Genomic DNA, 18,763 nt, shown 5'->3' on the forward strand with positions numbered 1-18,763 from the left:
ATTTAGTCTAGTAAGGTGGTTGCTGGTTTTATAATCGCCAAACTGCTGACGATTTCTTATGTATATGCTAACCACTATACCGATAGCCAAAAGAAAGGGGCAACAATAAGCAGGTCATGTTTCCCCAACTTTTAACACAACCCTATCTGATTGAAAAATAAAACTAATTTTTTATATTTCGGGTGAGGGTTGGAAATTTTCGAGAAGATCACCCTGTAAAGGTGCCACAGAGACTTAGCAAATTTAATTCGCCACTGGTAATCTGGCGACCAGATTGTTATCCGGCCGGGGAAATTGCGGAGATATCCGCTTCTTCAAAGATGGCATAGCACATTCGTGCCAGCATATCCCGAAAACCGGGATTATCAATAAACCTGGCGTTATCTGTTATTAAAGAATAAACCAGAAGCTGGGCAGCACGACCCAGAGCGTGAACCCGCATCATATCGTCGGGCGATGATTTGAAATCCGAACAGCTTTTTAGTTTTTCGTAAATGAATTTTTCTGTAGACGCCCCAGGAGCAAGGTTTTGATCAAGTTCTTTCCAGGTATCCCAGAAACCCTTGTGCTGCAGCAGCAGTTGTTCATCAATCTCCATCACTTTTCGATGAACATCAATAGCCCAGTCCAGCAGCCAGTAGATAAATGACAAGACCGTTAGTTCCTGATCATCGGGAAATGTTTCAAACCCTTTATGGTGACATTCACGTATGACTAACCGATACACCTCAAAAACGATGGCATCCAGATCGGGGAAATACTGATAGATGGACGATTTAGGAATACCAGACACAACTTCGAGTATTGTTGTCGTCAAACCATCCCTGCCGTGTTCCAACAGAATTTCATGGGCAGCATCGACGATAGCGTTGACAACGCGAATGGAGCGTTCCTGCTTGGGCTGTCGCCGCATCACGGCCTGGGGGCGGATTAATTCGTACTCTTCCGCTTTAATCTCTTTTTCGCTGTGCTTGCTTGCCATCTTCAGTTTTCTCGCATTCAGCTTGCAGGTGCCCCTTCATGTTCCTTCTGTATGGTGGCCCAAAAATGTTTCTTGTCAACCGAGTCTATTATCGGTGTTTTTCGACAAAACAAAACCTATTCAACTCAATATCAAGTAACAGGGAACTAATGTCATGAACTCTCTCAACATTTCACCACGCATTATTGTTTACGGGCTCGGGTTTGTTGGCCAACAGATTGCCGGATTCGCACTGGATAAAGGCTGGCCCGTGATCGGCGCCTTCAACCGCGCCGGCGACAAGGTCGGCCGAGATCTCGGCGAGTTATTAGGTAGGGACGCAACCGGTATCATTGTGGAAGACTGCGACAAGGCTGACTACGCAGCACTGCAAGCGGACGTCGCCTTTGTCGCCGTTTCAGACCGGCTGGATGTCAACTACCCTTCTTATGAACGCCTGATGGCTACCGGTGCGAATATTCTCTGCCACGGCGCCGAATCCTGTGTTCCCTACCGTACCAATCCCGAAATAGCTCAGAAATTGCACGCCATGGCCTTAGCCAAGGGCGTAACCTTTACCGGAGGAGGTATCTGGGATATGACCCGAATCTGGTCAGGCATACTCTCTGTCGGACCAAATACCCATATCGAATCGATGACCCACACCTCCTTTACAGACATAGCAAGGCAAGGTGTTCATCTATTGGAATTTTGCGGAGCGGGACTCACCGTAGCCGAGTACGAGAAAAAAGGCGTTGCCGGGCAGGAAGGTTTAGCCGGAATCCCAAAAATTCCATCGCTGTGTGTGATCGATGCTCTCGGACTAGAAGTTGCGAACACCAGTGAGCGCCTTGAACCCATTATCTGGGAACAGGATCACGAGAGTCACTGGCTAAAACGAACACTGCCCGCAGGTACCGTGATTGGTACACGCATGTTAGTGGAAATTTCTACCCGCGAGGGCATTTCTGTGTGCAGCCACTTCGAGTATCGCGACTTCAAACAGAATGAAAAAGAACAAATGATCTGGAAAGTGGAAGGCAAGCCGAGTATGGAAGTACGTGTCGTCCGGGAAGAGTCCAGCATGGCGTCTGCAAGCAGCCTGTTTAACCGTATACCGGATGTACTGGCAGCAGAACCAGGTATTGTAGAACTCTGGAAATATGGTCCGCTGCGCTCCAGTATGTTTCTCTAACCCTTCACTCAAACCATAGAATCTTTTGCGTTGCCAAACCGATGCGACCCATCTACAGTTTGATAACATCGAAACCCGAAAAGGAGAACAAGCATGTCAGCCATTCCTCAGGGATACCCCGTTGATGCCAATGAAGCCTTTGATCTGCTTTGCAGTTACGACCGACTTTCTGTCAATGACTTGAAAATATTATCCCTGATAGAACAATTCGGAGAGAGTTTTTATAAAGGGCTGGCCAGCAACCTGCCCTCCGATGAGACACGGGCATTGTTGGAGCGCAATGGCCAAGAGGAGCGTGGTCACGCCCATCGCCTGCAAAAAGCCTTGCGGGTGAAGGGAGAAGCATTCACCCTGCCAGCACCGGAAGATAATCCGTTTATACATTCCTCGAATGCTATTGCTGTCGATAAGGCATTTCTCGTGATGCTGGCAGCTCTTGAGCGACATGGCGATGATGTATATAGCAAATGGGCCAGTAATGAAGACAACGAAGAGGTGGCAACTCTTCTGCGACTCAACGCACGTGAAGAGACCCGTCACGCCGAGCGTATTGAACAGGTTATTTCCATGCTTTAGCAGGAAACTCTTGAGCAGATTTCGCCTTCCTTGTACCTCCAGGCCAGACCCGCCAGATAATGAGGCTAAATTTTATGAGCCTCACCGTAGCTCATATAGGAAGCAAATTTAGGCATTTTGTCTACATAGCTGTTCTTGATCCACTCTATCAAAAAACCACTTGCTTCGATGTTTTTCTGAACAGGTCTGTTGAGATTACAGCCGCCAAATACCTTGCCCCACACCGGGTTCAGTTTATTTTGCCACTTTTCTACAGAGCCTTCCGGAGAGCGACCATGCTCACAAAAAAACAGTTTCCCGTCCGGCTTTAGCACCCGGTGCATTTGATCCATAGCCGCACGCCAATCCGGAATTGTACACAGGGTATAAGTTAATACGATTGAATCGACAGAGTTGTCGTCAAGGGGAATTCTTTCACCGGGCAAGCCTAGCCACTCAACATTAACGGGTGATTTTGCGAGATTCTTTGCTGCTCTTTTCCGCATCCCCAGAGATGGTTCCAATCCCCAGACTTTCTGCACTTTTTCCGCATTGTACAAACCCAGATTCAGGGCCGACCCCATGCCTACCTCCAACACATCGCCATAAGCCAGCGGCACCACTTTGCTACGCAAATCCATAATACCCGAGGTAGAACAACCGCAATTTATAATGTGAGGCAAGATTCTGTCTTCGTAAAAGCTCATGTTAATCCTTGATGGTTAGTAATTTTGCAGCCCCCACGGCCCCATAAAAACGGCCAGAAACAGCCAAACCCACTCGATTGTATTGCCATATGCTTCTTCCGGGCAATACGCCAGACAACATACTGTCGGTATCACTCGACGTATCGGTTCCCAAGCCTTATAGTACGCGCCTCATACCCCACCCGTTTCAGCCCACCATTCAGGAATAACCCTTTGATTGCTACCGCAAACGTCACCATGCAGTTTGGTGCCAAACCCTTGTTTGAAAACATCTCCGTCAAATTTGGCAATAGCAATCGTTATGGTTTGATTGGCGCCAACGGCTGTGGCAAATCCACTTTCATGAAAATTCTGGATGGCAGCCTGATACCCACTGCCGGCAATGTCTCCATCTCCCCCAATGAGCGAGTCGGCAAGCTGAATCAAGACCAGTTCGCCTTTGAACATTATAGTGTTATCGATACCGTCATCATGGGCCACACCGAGCTCTGGCAAGTAAAACAAGAACGCGAGCGCATTTATGCCATGCCGGAAATGAGTGAAGAAGACGGTATGAAGGTGGCCGATCTTGAAGTACGGTTTGCAGAAATGGATGGTTACAGTGCCGAGAGTCGAGCCGGAGAAATTCTGCTCGGGGCCGGCATTGATGAAGAATTTCATTTTGGCCTCATGAGCGATGTTGCCCCAGGCTGGAAATTGCGCGTACTACTGGCTCAAGCCCTGTTTTCAGACCCCGATATTCTGCTGTTGGATGAACCTACCAACAATCTCGATATCGACACTATTGGCTGGCTTGAAGGCATCTTAAACCAGCACAAAAGCACGATGGTGATCATTTCCCACGACCGCCACTTTCTGAATGCTGTCTGCACCCATATCGCTGATATTGACTACGGTGAGCTGCGAGTTTATCCCGGCAACTACGATGATTTCATGACTGCCTCAACCCAGGCACGCGAACTGCAATTTTCTGAAAATGAGAAAAAGAAAACCCAGATAGCAGAGTTACAACAATTTGTCAGCCGGTTTTCAGCCAACGCCTCCAAGGCCAAGCAGGCGACATCGCGCGCCAGACAGATTGAAAAAATTAAACTTGATGAGATTAAACCTTCCAGCCGCGTCAGCCCTTATATTCGCTTCAATCAGGAAAAGAAACTTCACCGTCAGGCACTGACCGTTAAAGAACTGGCCCATGGTTTTGACCAAACCCATCTATTTCAAGGCGGCAACCTGTTACTGGAAGCCGGTGCCCGCCTCGCGGTTATCGGTGAAAACGGCGCAGGAAAATCCACTTTTTTGCGCTGCCTGATGGGTGAACTGACACCCGCTAGCGGTACTATCAAGTGGGCGGAAAATGCCACACTGGGCTATTGCCCGCAGGACAGTTCCGCTGACTTTGACTCTACCTTGAACCTGTTTGACTGGATGAGTCAGTGGCGAAAACCCAGACATGATGACCAGATTGTGCGATCGACACTGGGAAGATTGTTATTCTCAGCTGATGATTTTCAAAAGCAGGTCAACGTCTGCTCCGGTGGAGAAAAAAATCGCCTGCTGTTTGGCAAACTAATGATGATGGACAGTAATATTCTGATTATGGATGAACCGACAAACCATCTTGATATGGAATCGATTGAGGCACTCAATCTGGCGTTGGAAAATTACCCTGGCACGCTTATTTTTGTCAGCCACGATCGTGAGTTTGTCTCATCACTGGCCACCCGCATCATTGAAATCAAAAATCACAAGCTGATTGATTTTCAGGGAACCTACGAGGAATACCTCTCCAGCCAGGAACTGAATGCCAGGCGCGCATGATTCAGGCAAACCCACAACCGAAAAGCCCACTTTCCGGTACGCACAGCACGAAATCCATCCGGTCATACTTTCCGTAGCCCTTAACGGCCAGTTCCTGTAAGCTGCACGGCCTTCAAGCATGATTGACATACCCGCCATTTAATTGAGCACATTCCATGAGTTTTGACACCCTGGGGCTATCCGCCCCTATTCTGCAAGCAGTAGCCGAACAGGGCTATAAAGATCCTTCGCCGATTCAGGCCAAGGCAATACCCGCTATTCTTGAGGGTAAAGATGTTATGGCGGCCGCCCAGACCGGCACCGGTAAAACCGCCGGTTTTACGTTGCCATTGCTGGACCGACTCTGCAAAGGTGAGCGCGCGAAGGCAAACCAGGCCCGCGCGCTGGTGTTGACCCCTACACGTGAACTCGCTGCCCAGGTTGCAGAAGCCGTAGCCACTTACGGCTGTCATCTTCCCCTGCGTTCCACCGTTGTATTTGGCGGTGTGAAAATCAACCCTCAAATGATGAAGCTGAGAAATGGTGTTGATGTTCTGATCGCAACACCAGGCAGGCTACTTGACCTGTACAACCAGAATGCCGTGAACTTCAAGCAACTGGAAATACTGGTACTGGATGAAGCTGACCGCATGCTGGATATGGGCTTTATTCACGATATTCGCCGCATCATTTCACTGCTGCCCAGACAACGCCAGAACCTGTTGTTTTCAGCCACATTCTCGGACGAAATTCGCAAGCTGGCCAAGGGGCTGGTGCATAACCCTGTAGAGATTTCTGTCAATCCACCTAACTCAACTGTTGAAGCAGTCAAACAATGGATTTGCCCGGTAGACAAAAAACAGAAAACACCGCTCCTCATTGAGCTGATTGCAAATAACCGCTGGCAACAGGTGCTGGTTTTCTCACGCACAAAACACGGTGCCAACAAGATCGCCCGGCAACTGGAAGATGCCGGTATCAAGGCAGCGGCCATTCACGGTAACAAGAGCCAGGGCGCACGCACCAAAGCACTTGCCGAGTTCAAAAAGGGGGTGACACAGGTTCTGGTTGCCACCGACATAGCCGCACGCGGTCTGGATATTGACCAGTTACCCCATGTCGTGAATTACGACCTGCCCAATGTGCCCGAAGATTACGTGCACAGAATTGGGCGTACCGGTCGCGCCGGAGCTACTGGCGAAGCCGTCTCACTAGTCAGTGCTGACGAATCCAAGCAACTGTCGGATATTGAGCGTTTGATTAAACAGGTACTGCCCAGAGAATTAATTGACGGTTACGAACCTAGCCACGATGTGCCAGAATCAAGGCTTGATCACCGGCCAATAAAGCCCAACAAAGCCAAAAAACCCAAACCTGGCCATCGGGATGGCCTGCGCTCGGGCGATACCGCACGGGGCCACAAACCTGCAGGTAAAAACAAAAGACATCGAACCGGAGGCAACCAGGGAAACAGTGCCAGCGGGAACAATCGTAGCAGAAACGATCAAAATCGTGGCAGCACTGGAGGAACCCGGTCAGGCAACAGGTCGGGAAACCGATAGCACTATGGCAAGGTAGAATACCCCTATCCAGTAAATGCGCGACAGGAATACGCCATGAAACAATGGCTTATCACGCCACAACAGCTTTCCGGTCTTGAAAAAGGCAAGGTCGTTATTTTTGACTGCCGTTTTTCACTGGCAGACCACACCCTCGGCAAACAACAGTTTGGTGACAACCACGTTCCAGGTGCTTTTCATCTGGACATGGAGCTGGATCTGTCTGCTGCCATCAAATCACAACACGGCGGCCGCCATCCTCTGCCCGACCCCTCAGTTTTTCAACAGCGTATGCGTCAGCACGGCGTCAACACGGATACTCTTGTGGTCGCCTATGACAACAATCGACTCGCGGGCGCAGCACGACTTTGGTGGTTATTGCGTTATTTTGGCCACTCAAACGTCATGATTCTGGATGGCGGTTTATCTGGCTGGCAAGCGGCGGGATTTTCAACATCAACCCTGGTTAAACCGCCAAAGGTAACCGGTAATTTCAAGGCAAGACCAGGGCAGCTACCCGTTGTTGACCGGCGATGGGTCAGCCAACACCTTAACGATCCGGCAGTCAAACTGATTGATGCGCGAGAAGCCATCCGCTACCGTGGAGAAGCAGAACCGATCGATTTGTGTGCCGGACATATTCCCGGAGCATTCAATGCACCCTGGCAACGGGTGACCGAAGAAAACGGTACCGTCAAACCGGCTTTGTGCCAGCAGCAAATCTGGCAGCAATTGCCCAGTGCAGAACGCTATGTGGTTTACTGCGGGTCAGGTGTAACGGCCTGTGTAAATCTGCTGTCGATGGCGCTTGCCGGGGTTGAAAACAGCTGCCTTTACGACGGCGGCTGGAGCGACTGGTCCAGCTATCCGGAAAATCCGGTAGCTATTGGCGATAGCGAAGAACATTAATCAGAGTCTGTTAACACGCATTGAATTATCACGACATGGGATCATTCTTGTCTCCAGTGATGCGGAAAAATGCGATTTAGCCATCCCAGATAAGCGATTGACCGTAAAAATGGCCATTCAATGGGCCTTGGCAGGCCCGGAAAAACAAACACCGGTACCTCCCAGACCACAATAACCACCGGGGTTTTTGGCCAGATACTGCTGGTGGTAGTCTTCGGCATAGTAAAACTCTCGAACCGGCGCTATCTCGGTGGTAATTTTGGGGTAACGGGATTTATCCAGTTGCTGCTGGTAATGACGCCTGCTCTGTTCTGCGGTGAACAGTTGTTGCTCTCCATAGCAATAAATCGCCGAGCGGTACTGTGTACCAACATCATTACCTTGGCGCATGCCCTGTGTCGGATCGTGGGATTCCCAGAATACTTCCAGAAGCTTTCCGTAACTGATGGATTCGGGATCAAAAGCCACCCGTACCACTTCTGTATGCCCGGTCTGCCCACTGCACACCTCTTCATAGGTGGGGTTTGGGGTAAATCCACCGGCGTAGCCAACAGCCGTAGAATACACACCTTTTTGCTGCCAGAAGCGCCTTTCGGCTCCCCAGAAACACCCCAGAGCAAAAATAGCCTGATTCATTCCCTCAGGAAATGGCGGCAGCAACAGATGCCCGTTAACAAAGTGCCGATTGGTAATCGCTACAGGCTCAACCCGCCCCGGCAGCGCTTGGTCCGCCTTTACCATTTCAGTTTTTTTCGATAAGCCAAACATCGTGTTCTCCGTTACTGTTTTGAACCAGTCTTCACAAAAGATAGCTCAAGCCCCGGTTTTACTCGCTTTAAATTGCTTTACCGCGCGCCTGAGTTCCGTCAGTCTGGTGAGGCTCTCACCGCCATAGCGCATTCGCTGATAACGCCTGTTAATTGCAGTCACCTGTCTTGCAATATCCGGCCTGCTGGCGGCGACTCTTTCAGCATAAGCTTGAGGTCCTTCACCCGTTTTTCGGGGATATCCCGCCTTTTCCAACTGGCGGCATACACGTAAAAAAAGTTGATCCAGCTCGTCGTGCCGACTGGCAACAGACTGCCGCAGGTACAACCATGACAGTGCTCCGATGATCGCACCACCCACGCATAATAACCACAGAGCAATACGTACCGGACTTGTATCCCCAAACCAGTTCTTGAGAATATTATCCTGCTCTTTATCGTAACCCAGTACCCAGCGTGCCCATGCGTAGTTCATTGACTCCAGTCGAAGGCGCACGTTGTTCAGCCAGTTGATATGCCGAAATCTCACCAGTGACAGCGGCGAGTCTGCAAGAAATTCCTGCTCTTCTCCCAGAATATCGGCAAGGCTGCCTTCAATCCTCTCCGGTGCCACCGCTGCGGTGGGGTCAACTCTTATCCAGCCCTCACCTTCGATCCAGACTTCTGCCCAGGCATGGGCATCATATTGCCTGACCAGCAGGTAACCATCAGGGTGCACCTCACCTCCCTGATAGCCCACAACCACACGGGCAGGTACGCTGGCGGCTCGCATGAAAAAAACAAAACTGCTGGCAAAATGTTCACAAAAGCCCCGTTTCGATGCAAACAAAAATTCATCAACGCTGTGCTTGCCCAACGGGGGTGGCTCGAGGGTGTAAACAAACTGCTCATTATATAAGCCCAGCACCCGGCGTATTAACGTATGCTCGTCAAGGTTTTCGCTGCGCCACTGCCGTGCCAGTGCAACTGTTTGCGGATTAAAGCCTTCAGGAATGTTCAGCTCGACGGCACGCCGCCAGCGAGTCAGACTGTCGGGTGATAGCCGGTAATCCAGCCAACTCTGTACACGATATCGGGTTTTTGCCGCCAGTGGCCGACGGGCAATGAGCCGGAAATCCCTTGTCAAGGCTACATCACGACTCTTTGGTTGTGGTGTTGACAGCGCAAACAGCCAGGCCTGCTGAGTAGGCTCAATAATAACCTCATAATCGACCCTGTTGCTGCGGCGCTCTACCAGTTTGTTCCAGTCAGGCACAGGTTCTCCGTGCCACCACAACAGAGACTCTCGCCCATAACCCTGTGCTCCCGCGCCACTCCATTGACGACCATCAAAATTCGAGAGAATCAGCCCACGCCAGTAGAGCTGGTGCCGGGGAGGTACTTCACCCTCAAAACTGACCCGAAATGCCAGCTTTGCAGATCTGGCCAGCTTGCTGAAGTCCCCGGGAGACACCGTTTCTGACATGCCTGTTTTTGCACTGTGGTTGTTCTGAGGAACCGACCACAATGCACCAATCCTCGGCATAACCAGAAACATCAGTACCATAAGTGGAACAGCCTGTAGCAATAATATTGATGCACTTCGCAACGGACGCCAGAGACGGTATTCAACTCCCTGCCCGTGCAAACCGATAAGTGCTGCTGTAGAAAGCAGCAGGCATATAGCCATAAACAATGCCGATCGGATCGACTGATCAAAAAGAGCCAGCAACAATGACAGAAAAAATGCCATAAAAACAACCAGGTAGCTGTCCCGCTTACTGTTCATTTCCAGTAGCTTCAGGGCAAAAGTGGATGCCAGCAGCGCCACCATAGGCTCCAGTCCGGTTGGTTTGCCATACTCTACCAATAAACCCATGACGCAGAGAGCCATCAACAGGAATCGCATTAATCGGCCTGGAGGCGACCACGCTCCCCGGTAGAGCTGAATGCGCCACACCACCACGACTACCCCGGCAGCGTTTATCCAGGGGGGTAAATGATCGAAATGCATTGCTGTGATAACGCAAAATGCAACGACCAACCAGAATAACCCTGCCCGGTTTAGCTGCCAATGAGCTGTCATCACTGACGCCCTTGCAGGGCATTTTGGCCCTGACCTTCGCGATCATGCGACAGTTCAAACAATGCAAGACTGCGTAAAACCTGCTGGCGATGTGTTTCCCCACAAGCGGGGGCAATCTCCAATCCTGGCAGCCTCAGTCCATAACATATATCTGTCTGGTTGCTGTTTTCTATGCGCAAAACCTGGCCACAAAGACGGGATAACCTCGATTCTCTGTCACAACCGGAAAATGACTCCCAATCCAGCCACAGCTCCTCACTCTGGAAATCAGCATAATACTTGATATGCATACCCTGCCCTCGGGCAAACTGCTTCCAGGCAACCCGCTTCAAAGAGTCTCCCGGCTGATAATTATTCAGACCGACAAAATCTTCGCTGCCTTCATCAGTACAGATTTGATCGCCACCGGCACCGGATATCAATGTTTGAATCGGGTTGCCACTTACTGGACGTGGGTAGGTCAGACAACGACCATTCAGATCCAGACGGCTCCAGACCCGCAATAAACCCAAAGGGTAAACACTTTCAATTGTCAGCCAGCCGGGGGCAAACCAGCCTCGATGGGTGGTTGCCACAGGGATCTTAACGGATAGGCTCTCCAACCCATGCAGGGATACCGCAACAGCCTCATCCTCACTGAAATACAATCGAAGTGCCGTGCGTTCACGCCTGACAGGTTGGCTAATGGCAACTTCTATCAGGGCGATTTCACCCGCAAACACAGGCGCTGCATGAATATAGCGAATACTGACACCAGACAGATTGGCATAGGTAGCCAGGATGCCGACGATAAACAGTGCTGTCAGTAGACAGGTAAACCCGAACACCACATTATTTTCATAATTGGTCGCTACCAGCCAACTCAAAAGTAACAGCCCCAGCCAGACAAACCCTGCACGGGTGGGGAAAATAAACAAACGTCGGCTGGAAAGCTGTATGAGGTTAGCCGGAGGCAATCGTTTCTTAAACCAGCGATCAAGCCTTGATCTGAACAATGTACCCATTCGCTGCGCCATTTCCATTTCGCTCAATCTGTATGGGAGTAGATACTGATCAATACCTTACAGCGACCCCGTGCCAACCCGAAGATCCAAACCCGGCGTAACATGCCTGGACCCTTGTTGTTTTTCGCCTTGGCGCTAAAGAATATCAACACTGCCAAGCACCTGCTCGGCCAGGGCAACATCGGAGTGCTCGGCAAGCTCGGCTTTTACTCGCAGGCGATGCCCTGCCACAGCCGGAAAAACAGCCTGAATATCTTCGGGAATGGTGTAGCCCCGGCCATGAATCAGTGCCCAGGCTCTGGCGCCTTGCAACACAGCCAGGGCGCCTCGCGGTGACAGGCCATGGTGGAAAACCGGTGCTTCACGTGTATGTTGAATTAGCCTTTGCAGGTAATCGATCAGGGCTTCAGAAGCCTTGATGGTGTCCACCTTGTTCTGAATGGCTGTTAATTGCTCGGGCGATATAAGGGGTTTCAGTTGCTGGAGCAGTTTTCGGGGATCAGTACCTGACAGTATTTGCCTCTCCGAAGCAGGATCAGGGTAACCCAGCTCAATGCGCATTAAAAACCGGTCGAGCTGGGACTCCGGCAAAGGGAAGGTTCCTGCCTGATTGACAGGGTTCTGGGTCGCTATAACAAAAAATGGCTGAGGCAGTGGTCGGGTTTCACCATCTACGGTGACCTGTCCTTCTGCCATAGCCTCCAGCAAAGCACTCTGGGTTTTCGGTGTGGTGCGATTAATCTCATCAGCCAGCAATAATTGACTGAAAACCGGCCCGGGGTGAAACTCGAATTCGCTTTTGTCCCTGTTGAATACAGAAACGCCGATAACATCGGCCGGCAACAGATCGCTGGTAAACTGTATACGCTGGTAAGACAGTCCAAGAACACTGGCCAGACCATGAGCCAGCGTGGTTTTACCCATCCCGGGCAAGTCCTCAATCAATAAGTGGCCCCGGGCAAAGAGACAGGCCAGTGACAATTTGACTTGCTGCTCTTTGCCAATCAGTACCTGACTGACATGACCAATGATAGTCTCGATCACTTTTTGCATGGCATGTCCTTATCTCGAACGGGTCGCCCGTTGGCATCCGGATAACTGTACGCTATCAACGTCAAACTGATGTGCTACAGCTTCGCAAAACTCCGTGCAAGATCAGCCTTGAGATCGTCGATGTGCTCGAGGCCAACCGCAATGCGAATAAGGTTTTCGGCAATTCCGGCTTCGGCCTTTTGTTCTGTCGAAAGTCTGCCGTGGGTAGTGGTTGCGGGATGAACAATTGTCGTCTTGGCATCACCAAGATTCGCTGTCAGTGACAACAAATGTGTATTGTCGATCACTTTCCAGGCTTCTGTCCGACCTCCTTTCACCTGAAATGACAACACCCCACCAAACCCTTTTTGCTGGCGGCAGGCAAGTTCGTGGCCCGGATGATCTTCCAGGCCAGCATAAAAAACCTTTTCCACGCAAGGCTGTTGCTGAAGCCATTGCGCCAGCACCAGTGCATTACCAGAATGCGCTTCCATACGCAGGCGCAGGGTTTCAAGTCCTTTCAGAAAGACCCAGGCATTAAAAGGACTCATGGTTGGCCCGCAGGTACGGATGAAACCCAGCACCTCCTGCATATGCTCGCCCCTTCCAATCGCGACACCACCAAGGCAACGGCCCTGCCCGTCGAGATATTTGGTCGCAGAATGTACGACTATATCCGCTCCCAGAGATAGCGGCTGCTGCAGAGCCGGGGTGCAGAAACAGTTGTCTACCACCAACAATGCCTCATTGTCATGCGCAAGATCTGCCAGGGCTGGAATATCCGCGACATCACACAGTGGGTTGGAAGGCGTTTCCAGAAACAGCAACCGGGTTTCGGGCGTGATGGCTGCTCGCCATGATTCAAGGTCAGTCAACGTGACAAATGTTGTCTCAACACCAAATTTTCTCAGAACCTTGTCAAAAAGATTGGTGGTAGTACCAAATACACTGCGCGAGCACACCACATGGTCACCGCTTTTCAACAGCGCCATACAGGTACTCAGAATAGCCGCCATGCCGGATGAGGTGGCGACGGCCTGCTCACCGCCTTCCAGTGCGGCAATGCGTGTTTCAAATGCCGCCACAGTCGGGTTGGTATAGCGGGAATAGACATTGCCCGGCTGATCACCAGCAAATATGGCTGCCGCATCAGCAGCACTGTCAAACACGTAACTGGATGTCAGAAATACAGGTTCACTGTGTTCACTGTGCTGTGTTCGCACATGACCTGTGCGAATTGCCAGCGTATCCAGATGTAAGTTGTCAGGTTCGTTGTTCTCACTCACCTTTTTCAAGGCTCCCTGTTACTATTCGTTAGTGTGCGTTCAGGCTCTTTCAGCATCGCTGTTATGCAAGCCAAGAACATCGACAGAGCGATCTCCTGACGCAGAACTGTTTTTCATCTTGGCGCTGTCATTGCGTTTTGATTCAAGAAGGTCGAGATAGTGCTGGTCGACATCTCCCGTAATATAATCTGCATCGAACACCGCACAATCAAACTTCTTGATTGACGGGTTACCCTCCCGGGCGCTTTCAACCAGGTCATCAATATCCTGGTACACCAGCCAGTCGGCGCCTATGATTTTGGCCACTTCCTGATCAGTACGATTATGGGCAATCAACTCCTGCGCCGAAGGCATATCAATACCATAAACATTCGGGTAACGCACTGCCGGTGCAGCCGAGGCCATATAAACTTTTTTGGCACCCGCTTCTCTGGCCATTTGAATGATTTCCTTCGAGGTGGTACCCCTGACAATAGAGTCATCAATAAGCAATACATTCTTGCCCTGAAACTCGAGCTTTACCGGGTTCAGCTTCTGGCGAACAGATTTTTTGCGCTGAGTTTGACCAGGCATGATAAATGTCCGCCCGATATAGCGGTTCTTCATGAAGCCTTCACGAAACTTCAGCCCCAGTTTTTCCGCGATAGCCTGGGATGCTACCCTGCTGGTATCAGGAATAGGAATTACTACATCAATATCGTGATCCGGGTGCTCCCTGACAATTTTATCGGCAAGTTTTTCCCCCATCCGCAAACGGCATTTATATACAGAAATATCGTCGATGATCGAATCCGGACGAGCAAAGTAGACATGCTCAAAAATACAGGGAGTCAGCTCGGCATGATCTGAGCACTGCTGAAGGTGCAGTTCACCTTGTACATCAATATAGATAGCCTCGCCAGGAGCAACATCATCAACCAATTCAAAACCGAGTACATCAAGGGCCACACTCTCCGAAGCTATCATGTATTCTGTTCCGCGATCCGTTTTACGCTGACCATAGACCAGTGGCCGGATACCATGGGGATCGCGAAAGGCAAACAATCCGTAGCTGGCGATCATACCTACAACAGCGTAAGCCCCCTTACAGCGTCTGTGAACCCGCCGTACCGCCGCAAACACATCGGCGGGTTCGGGTTGCAGCTTTTCCTGTGCCTGCAATTCCCGTGCAAACACATTCAATAACGCCTCGGAATCCGAATCGGTATTGATGTGCCGTAAATCGGTTTTAAACAGGTCCGCCAGCAATTCATCCGTATTCGTCAGGTTGCCGTTGTGAGCCATACATATCCCGTAGGGCGAGTTGACATAAAACGGTTGAGCCAGAGCAGGACCCGAACTGCCCGCGGTGGGGTAGCGCACGTGACCGATACCCATCTTTCCCCGCAGTCGCGACATATGCCTGGAATGAAATACATCTCTCACCAAGCCCACATCTTTTCTTTGACTAAGACGACCATCCTCACATGCCATGATACCGGCAGCATCTTGTCCACGATGCTGCAGCACTGTCAGCGCATCATATAACTTCAGATTTACATCACTTGTACCGACAATGCCAACCACACCACACATATTCAGAAAACCTTAATCTAGAAAAGCTGTTTGAAAAAATTAACAAAAGACGAGCCTATATCCCTGGCCCAGCTTTCAAATCGCAGAAATTCCGGAATCAATACTGACTGTTGCCACCAGTCATCCTGCTGAACAGGCAATATTCCAGGAAGCAGAATCAACACAGCCATCACAATGATCAAGCCCCGCGCCACCCCGAACAACAGACCAAGCAATCGATCTGTACCACTCAAACCTGTCGCCTTGACCAAGTGCCCCAGCAAAAAATTAACCAGACCACCAACAATTAACACCGCTACAAACAACCCGACCCACGACACCAGTAAGCGCAACGAGGCAGGGTCGATAAGATCGACCAGCCAAACAGCCAGACGTTCATAGAATACAGACGCCACAACAGCAGCAGCTACCCAGATCAATAGCGACACAGCTTCTTTCACAAAGCCACGAATTACACTAATCAGGGCGGATAAACCCAATACACTGAGGATTGCCCAGTCGGCCCAATTCATAATGTTTTTTGCACCAGGTTTCTGCCGTATAAGTTCGCAGGCAAGTGTAACAGAGAGCGTTTCACAGGTCAGGGTTCGAAACGCACTATTATGGAATCAACATGGTATTTTTTGTCGATAGCCGTCTTATCACTAAGCGCCCGTTGCTTTTCTATTTTGGGTCCCACAAACACCCGGTGCAGCTCACCACTTTTACTGGGACCAACACGAATAAAGGCTTTGTAACCATCGTTCAAGAGACCATTGAGCAGCTCCTGCGCCTTATCGCGCTCGCGAAAGCCGCCAACCTGAACCAGCCAGGCTTTGGGGATGCCTGCTGTATTCAAACCGGATTTTTCCGGGTCCTGATCCTCGCCCTGATCTGCACGATCAACACCGACTTGAAAGATCTCAGTGTCGCGCTCGGCAGGGGTAATACCTTCGGGCCTGACGGGTTCGGGAGTATCAATTGGGGATATATCGGGCTGTGGGGGGATTTGAGTTGTCCGATCAACTGCTCGCCTGTCAGAAAAATTCAATAAAGCAGGCAAAAAAATAGCCGCCAGTGCAAGTAACACAACAGCACCGAGAATGCGTTGTTTCAATGCGACATTCACACAACTACTCCCTTTTGATCTAACAGTTTCAATACCGGTGCCACAGTAAAGAATGAGCCAAACACCAGCAAGGTATCCCCTGCTTCACTCCGGGACAGAGCAGTTTCGAAACCCGCTTCGACTGACTCGTGAACACGGGTATTGCACAGAATTCCCTGCCATTCCTTCCGATCTGCAGCACGGGACTGTCCGGGTATTTCAACAGGAAACCAGTCATCCACGAGTTCATTTAATGGCGCGACAATACCAGCCATATCTTTGTCCGCCATGATACCAGCAACCGCCCGCAGATGACCCTTTGCTTCAATCTCTTTTAGCTTAAACGCCAACCTGCTTGCCGCAGCGGGATTATGAGCAACATCGAGAATAACCATAACGTCATCAACCAGAACTTTTTGAAACCGCCCCCGCAGGGTGATGTCTTTCAGGCGTAGAAGATCAAGGCTTTTTGACACCTCCGGAGCAACGAAACTCAGTGCCTGCAACGCACACTGCACGCTGGCTTCAGGCAATACCAGCGGCGTCGGCAAATCGAAATAAAAATCCTGTTTCAGGTGTAATAACCTGGCGCCTGTATTTTTTGCGGTATCGGTGATAGCAGGCAGCATCTGGTCACCACCGTAAATCAACGGCTTTTCCGCCCGGGCGATAGCTGCTTTTTCTCCGGCAATGACGTTCAAATCACTTCCCAGCCAGTCCTGATGATCCAGGGCAATACTGGTGACGATAGCAACATCGGCGTCAACGATATTGACGGCATCCAGCCGCCCGCCAAGGCCCACTTCAAGAATGGCCACATCAACACGCGCATCACGCATGATTAACAGTGCCGCCAGCGTACCAAACTCAAAATAGGTGAGGCTCGTATCACCACGCGCTCGCTCGATTTGCTCAAATGCTCGACAAATGGATTCATCGCTTGAATCCGAACCGTTGATACGGATGCGTTCGTTGTAATGGAGTAAATGGGGAGAACTGTATGCCCCCACAGCTATCCCGGCATCGCACAGAAGTCTTTCCAACACAGTGACACAACTGCCTTTGCCATTCGTTCCGGCAATAGTGATCACTTTTGCAGCGGGTGAATTCAACTGCAACCGATCGGCGACCTGAGCGATGCGCTCAAGACCGAGATCAATTTCAGAGGGGTGCCGCCGTTCCAGCAGCGTCAGCCATTCAGCTAGCGACCGCTTCTTGGTCATCCGTTTTTTCAGGTTCCGGCTGATTGGTAAACTTGGAAAGCAGGCTGGCAACGCAGCGGCGCATGTCGGCTCGATGAATAATCATGTCAATTGCACCATGATCAAGCAGAAACTCTGCGCGCTGAAAGCCTTTTGGCAATTTCTGACGAATAGTCTGCTCAATGATATTTGGACCTGCAAACCCTGCCCGGGCACCCGGTTCCGCAGCATTAATATCTCCGAGCAACGCCAGACTCGCAGAAACCCCACCATAGACCGGGTCGGTCATAATCGAGATGTAGGGTGTGCCCTGCTGCTTCAGTTTTTCAATAATGGCACTGGTTTTCGCCATCTGCATCAGGGAAATCAGTGCTTCCTGCATTCTGGCACCGCCAGTAGCAGAGAAACAAACCAGAGGAATGTTTTGCTCCAGAGCCACCTGAGCGGCTCGTGTAAAGCGCTCACCAACAGCATAGCCCATGGAACCACCATGAAAGGCGAATTCAAAGGCCACCGCCACCACAGGAATATCGCAAACAGTACCCTGCATGGCGAGAAGGGCTTCGTCTTCACCCGTTGCCTTTTGCGCCTCGGTGAGACGATCCTTGTATTTCTTCACATCTTTGAATTTCAGGCGGTCAATTGCCTTTACATCGGACGCTATTTCCTGACGGCCGTCTTTATCCAGGAAGATATCCAGTCGACGACGGGCACCAATGCGAATGTGGTGCTCACATTTCGGGCAGACGTCAAGATTTTTTTCCAGCTCAGGACGATAAAGCGGGGCACTACATTTTGGGCATTTTTTCCACAGGCCTTCTGGCACGCTGGCCGTCCGTGTTTTTTTCTGGCCTGTGGGCCCGGAAGGCTTTATTTTTTCCAACCAGCTCATTTCGCTTTCACCGTTAGAGTTTGACTTATCTTGATGGTTTATTACCCGAAGTTTAACAGGTTTTGAACAGCTGCCTAGTGCCCTGCCCGGTTAGTTCATCGATTTAAGTTCTCCGCCAAAAAAATCGATAACTCAATCGTTGGGTGCCAGGATAGAGGGGTCCCATGCTC

The 18,763-nt window shown here is 50.6% G+C and carries 17 protein-coding genes; 5 read left to right on the top strand and 12 right to left on the bottom strand.

The window, feature by feature from the left end; all coding sequences use genetic code 11:
* Nucleotides 1–277 precede the first annotated feature (277 nt).
* Nucleotides 278–982, bottom strand: coding sequence for a TetR/AcrR family transcriptional regulator (locus H7A02_05570; protein MCP5171719.1), 705 nt, complete (start codon nt 980–982; stop codon nt 278–280).
* A 154-nt stretch (nt 983–1,136) separates the two neighbouring features.
* On the opposite strand from H7A02_05570, the gene H7A02_05575 reads away from it, so the two are divergent.
* Nucleotides 1,137–2,156 carry a hypothetical protein gene (locus tag H7A02_05575; GenBank protein MCP5171720.1) on the top strand — a complete coding sequence of 340 codons (1,020 nt, stop codon included), beginning with the start codon at nt 1,137–1,139 and terminating at the stop codon, nt 2,154–2,156.
* A gap of 93 nt (nt 2,157–2,249) precedes the next feature.
* On the top strand, nt 2,250–2,732 hold the full coding sequence (locus tag H7A02_05580; GenBank protein MCP5171721.1) for a ferritin-like domain-containing protein: 483 nt from the start codon (nt 2,250–2,252) through the stop codon (nt 2,730–2,732).
* 65 nt (nt 2,733–2,797) lie between these two features.
* Here H7A02_05580 and H7A02_05585 read toward each other — a convergent pair whose 3' ends face one another.
* Nucleotides 2,798–3,418, bottom strand: a complete 621-nt coding sequence (locus H7A02_05585; GenBank protein ID MCP5171722.1) for a class I SAM-dependent methyltransferase — start codon at nt 3,416–3,418, stop codon at nt 2,798–2,800.
* Nucleotides 3,419–3,631: 213 nt separating this feature from the next.
* Between H7A02_05585 and H7A02_05590 the strand changes: the two genes are divergently transcribed.
* From H7A02_05590 to H7A02_05600, 3 genes are all read left to right on the top strand, one after another.
* Nucleotides 3,632–5,236, top strand: a complete 1,605-nt coding sequence (locus H7A02_05590; GenBank protein MCP5171723.1) for an ABC-F family ATPase — start codon at nt 3,632–3,634, stop codon at nt 5,234–5,236.
* Between the two features lie 155 nt (nt 5,237–5,391).
* Nucleotides 5,392–6,777, top strand: coding sequence for a DEAD/DEAH box helicase (locus H7A02_05595; GenBank protein ID MCP5171724.1), 1,386 nt, complete (start codon nt 5,392–5,394; stop codon nt 6,775–6,777).
* Nucleotides 6,778–6,831: 54 nt separating this feature from the next.
* Nucleotides 6,832–7,683, top strand: a complete 852-nt coding sequence (locus tag H7A02_05600; protein ID MCP5171725.1) for a sulfurtransferase — start codon at nt 6,832–6,834, stop codon at nt 7,681–7,683.
* Between the two features lie 117 nt (nt 7,684–7,800).
* On the opposite strand, the gene msrA is transcribed toward H7A02_05600, so the two are convergent.
* From msrA to H7A02_05650, 10 genes are all read right to left on the bottom strand, one after another.
* Nucleotides 7,801–8,451, bottom strand: coding sequence for a peptide-methionine (S)-S-oxide reductase MsrA (gene msrA, locus H7A02_05605; protein ID MCP5171726.1), 651 nt, complete (start codon nt 8,449–8,451; stop codon nt 7,801–7,803).
* Between the two features lie 45 nt (nt 8,452–8,496).
* Complete coding sequence (locus tag H7A02_05610; protein ID MCP5171727.1) at nt 8,497–10,515, bottom strand: DUF3488 domain-containing transglutaminase family protein; 2,019 nt, start codon at nt 10,513–10,515, stop codon at nt 8,497–8,499.
* The gene (locus H7A02_05615) at nt 10,515–11,519 is read right to left on the bottom strand and encodes a DUF58 domain-containing protein (protein MCP5171728.1); all 1,005 of its coding nucleotides are present in this window, start codon (nt 11,517–11,519) and stop codon (nt 10,515–10,517) included. Before H7A02_05615 ends, H7A02_05610 begins: the two co-directional genes overlap by 1 nt.
* Before the next feature lie 135 nt (nt 11,520–11,654).
* Entirely contained in the window at nt 11,655–12,572 is a 918-nt protein-coding gene (locus H7A02_05620) for a MoxR family ATPase (protein ID MCP5171729.1), read from the bottom strand.
* 74 nt (nt 12,573–12,646) lie between these two features.
* A complete protein-coding gene (locus H7A02_05625) occupies nt 12,647–13,837 on the bottom strand; it encodes an O-succinylhomoserine sulfhydrylase (GenBank protein ID MCP5171730.1) in 1,191 nt (396 codons plus the stop codon).
* A 39-nt stretch (nt 13,838–13,876) separates the two neighbouring features.
* On the bottom strand, nt 13,877–15,412 hold the full coding sequence (gene purF / locus H7A02_05630; protein ID MCP5171731.1) for an amidophosphoribosyltransferase: 1,536 nt from the start codon (nt 15,410–15,412) through the stop codon (nt 13,877–13,879).
* A 17-nt stretch (nt 15,413–15,429) separates the two neighbouring features.
* A complete protein-coding gene (locus tag H7A02_05635; GenBank protein MCP5171732.1) occupies nt 15,430–15,924 on the bottom strand; it encodes a CvpA family protein in 495 nt (164 codons plus the stop codon).
* A gap of 68 nt (nt 15,925–15,992) precedes the next feature.
* Complete coding sequence (locus tag H7A02_05640; protein ID MCP5171733.1) at nt 15,993–16,520, bottom strand: SPOR domain-containing protein; 528 nt, start codon at nt 16,518–16,520, stop codon at nt 15,993–15,995.
* The gene (gene folC / locus H7A02_05645) at nt 16,517–17,722 is read right to left on the bottom strand and encodes a bifunctional tetrahydrofolate synthase/dihydrofolate synthase (GenBank protein ID MCP5171734.1); all 1,206 of its coding nucleotides are present in this window, start codon (nt 17,720–17,722) and stop codon (nt 16,517–16,519) included. The genes H7A02_05640 and folC overlap by 4 nt, the downstream gene beginning before the upstream one ends.
* Entirely contained in the window at nt 17,697–18,593 is an 897-nt protein-coding gene (locus H7A02_05650; GenBank protein MCP5171735.1) for an acetyl-CoA carboxylase carboxyltransferase subunit beta, read from the bottom strand. Before H7A02_05650 ends, folC begins: the two co-directional genes overlap by 26 nt.
* Nucleotides 18,594–18,763 lie beyond the last annotated feature (170 nt).

The sequence above is a fragment of the Pseudomonadales bacterium genome (assembly GCA_024234435.1).
Classification (GTDB): Bacteria; Pseudomonadota; Gammaproteobacteria; order Pseudomonadales; family Porticoccaceae; genus JACKOF01.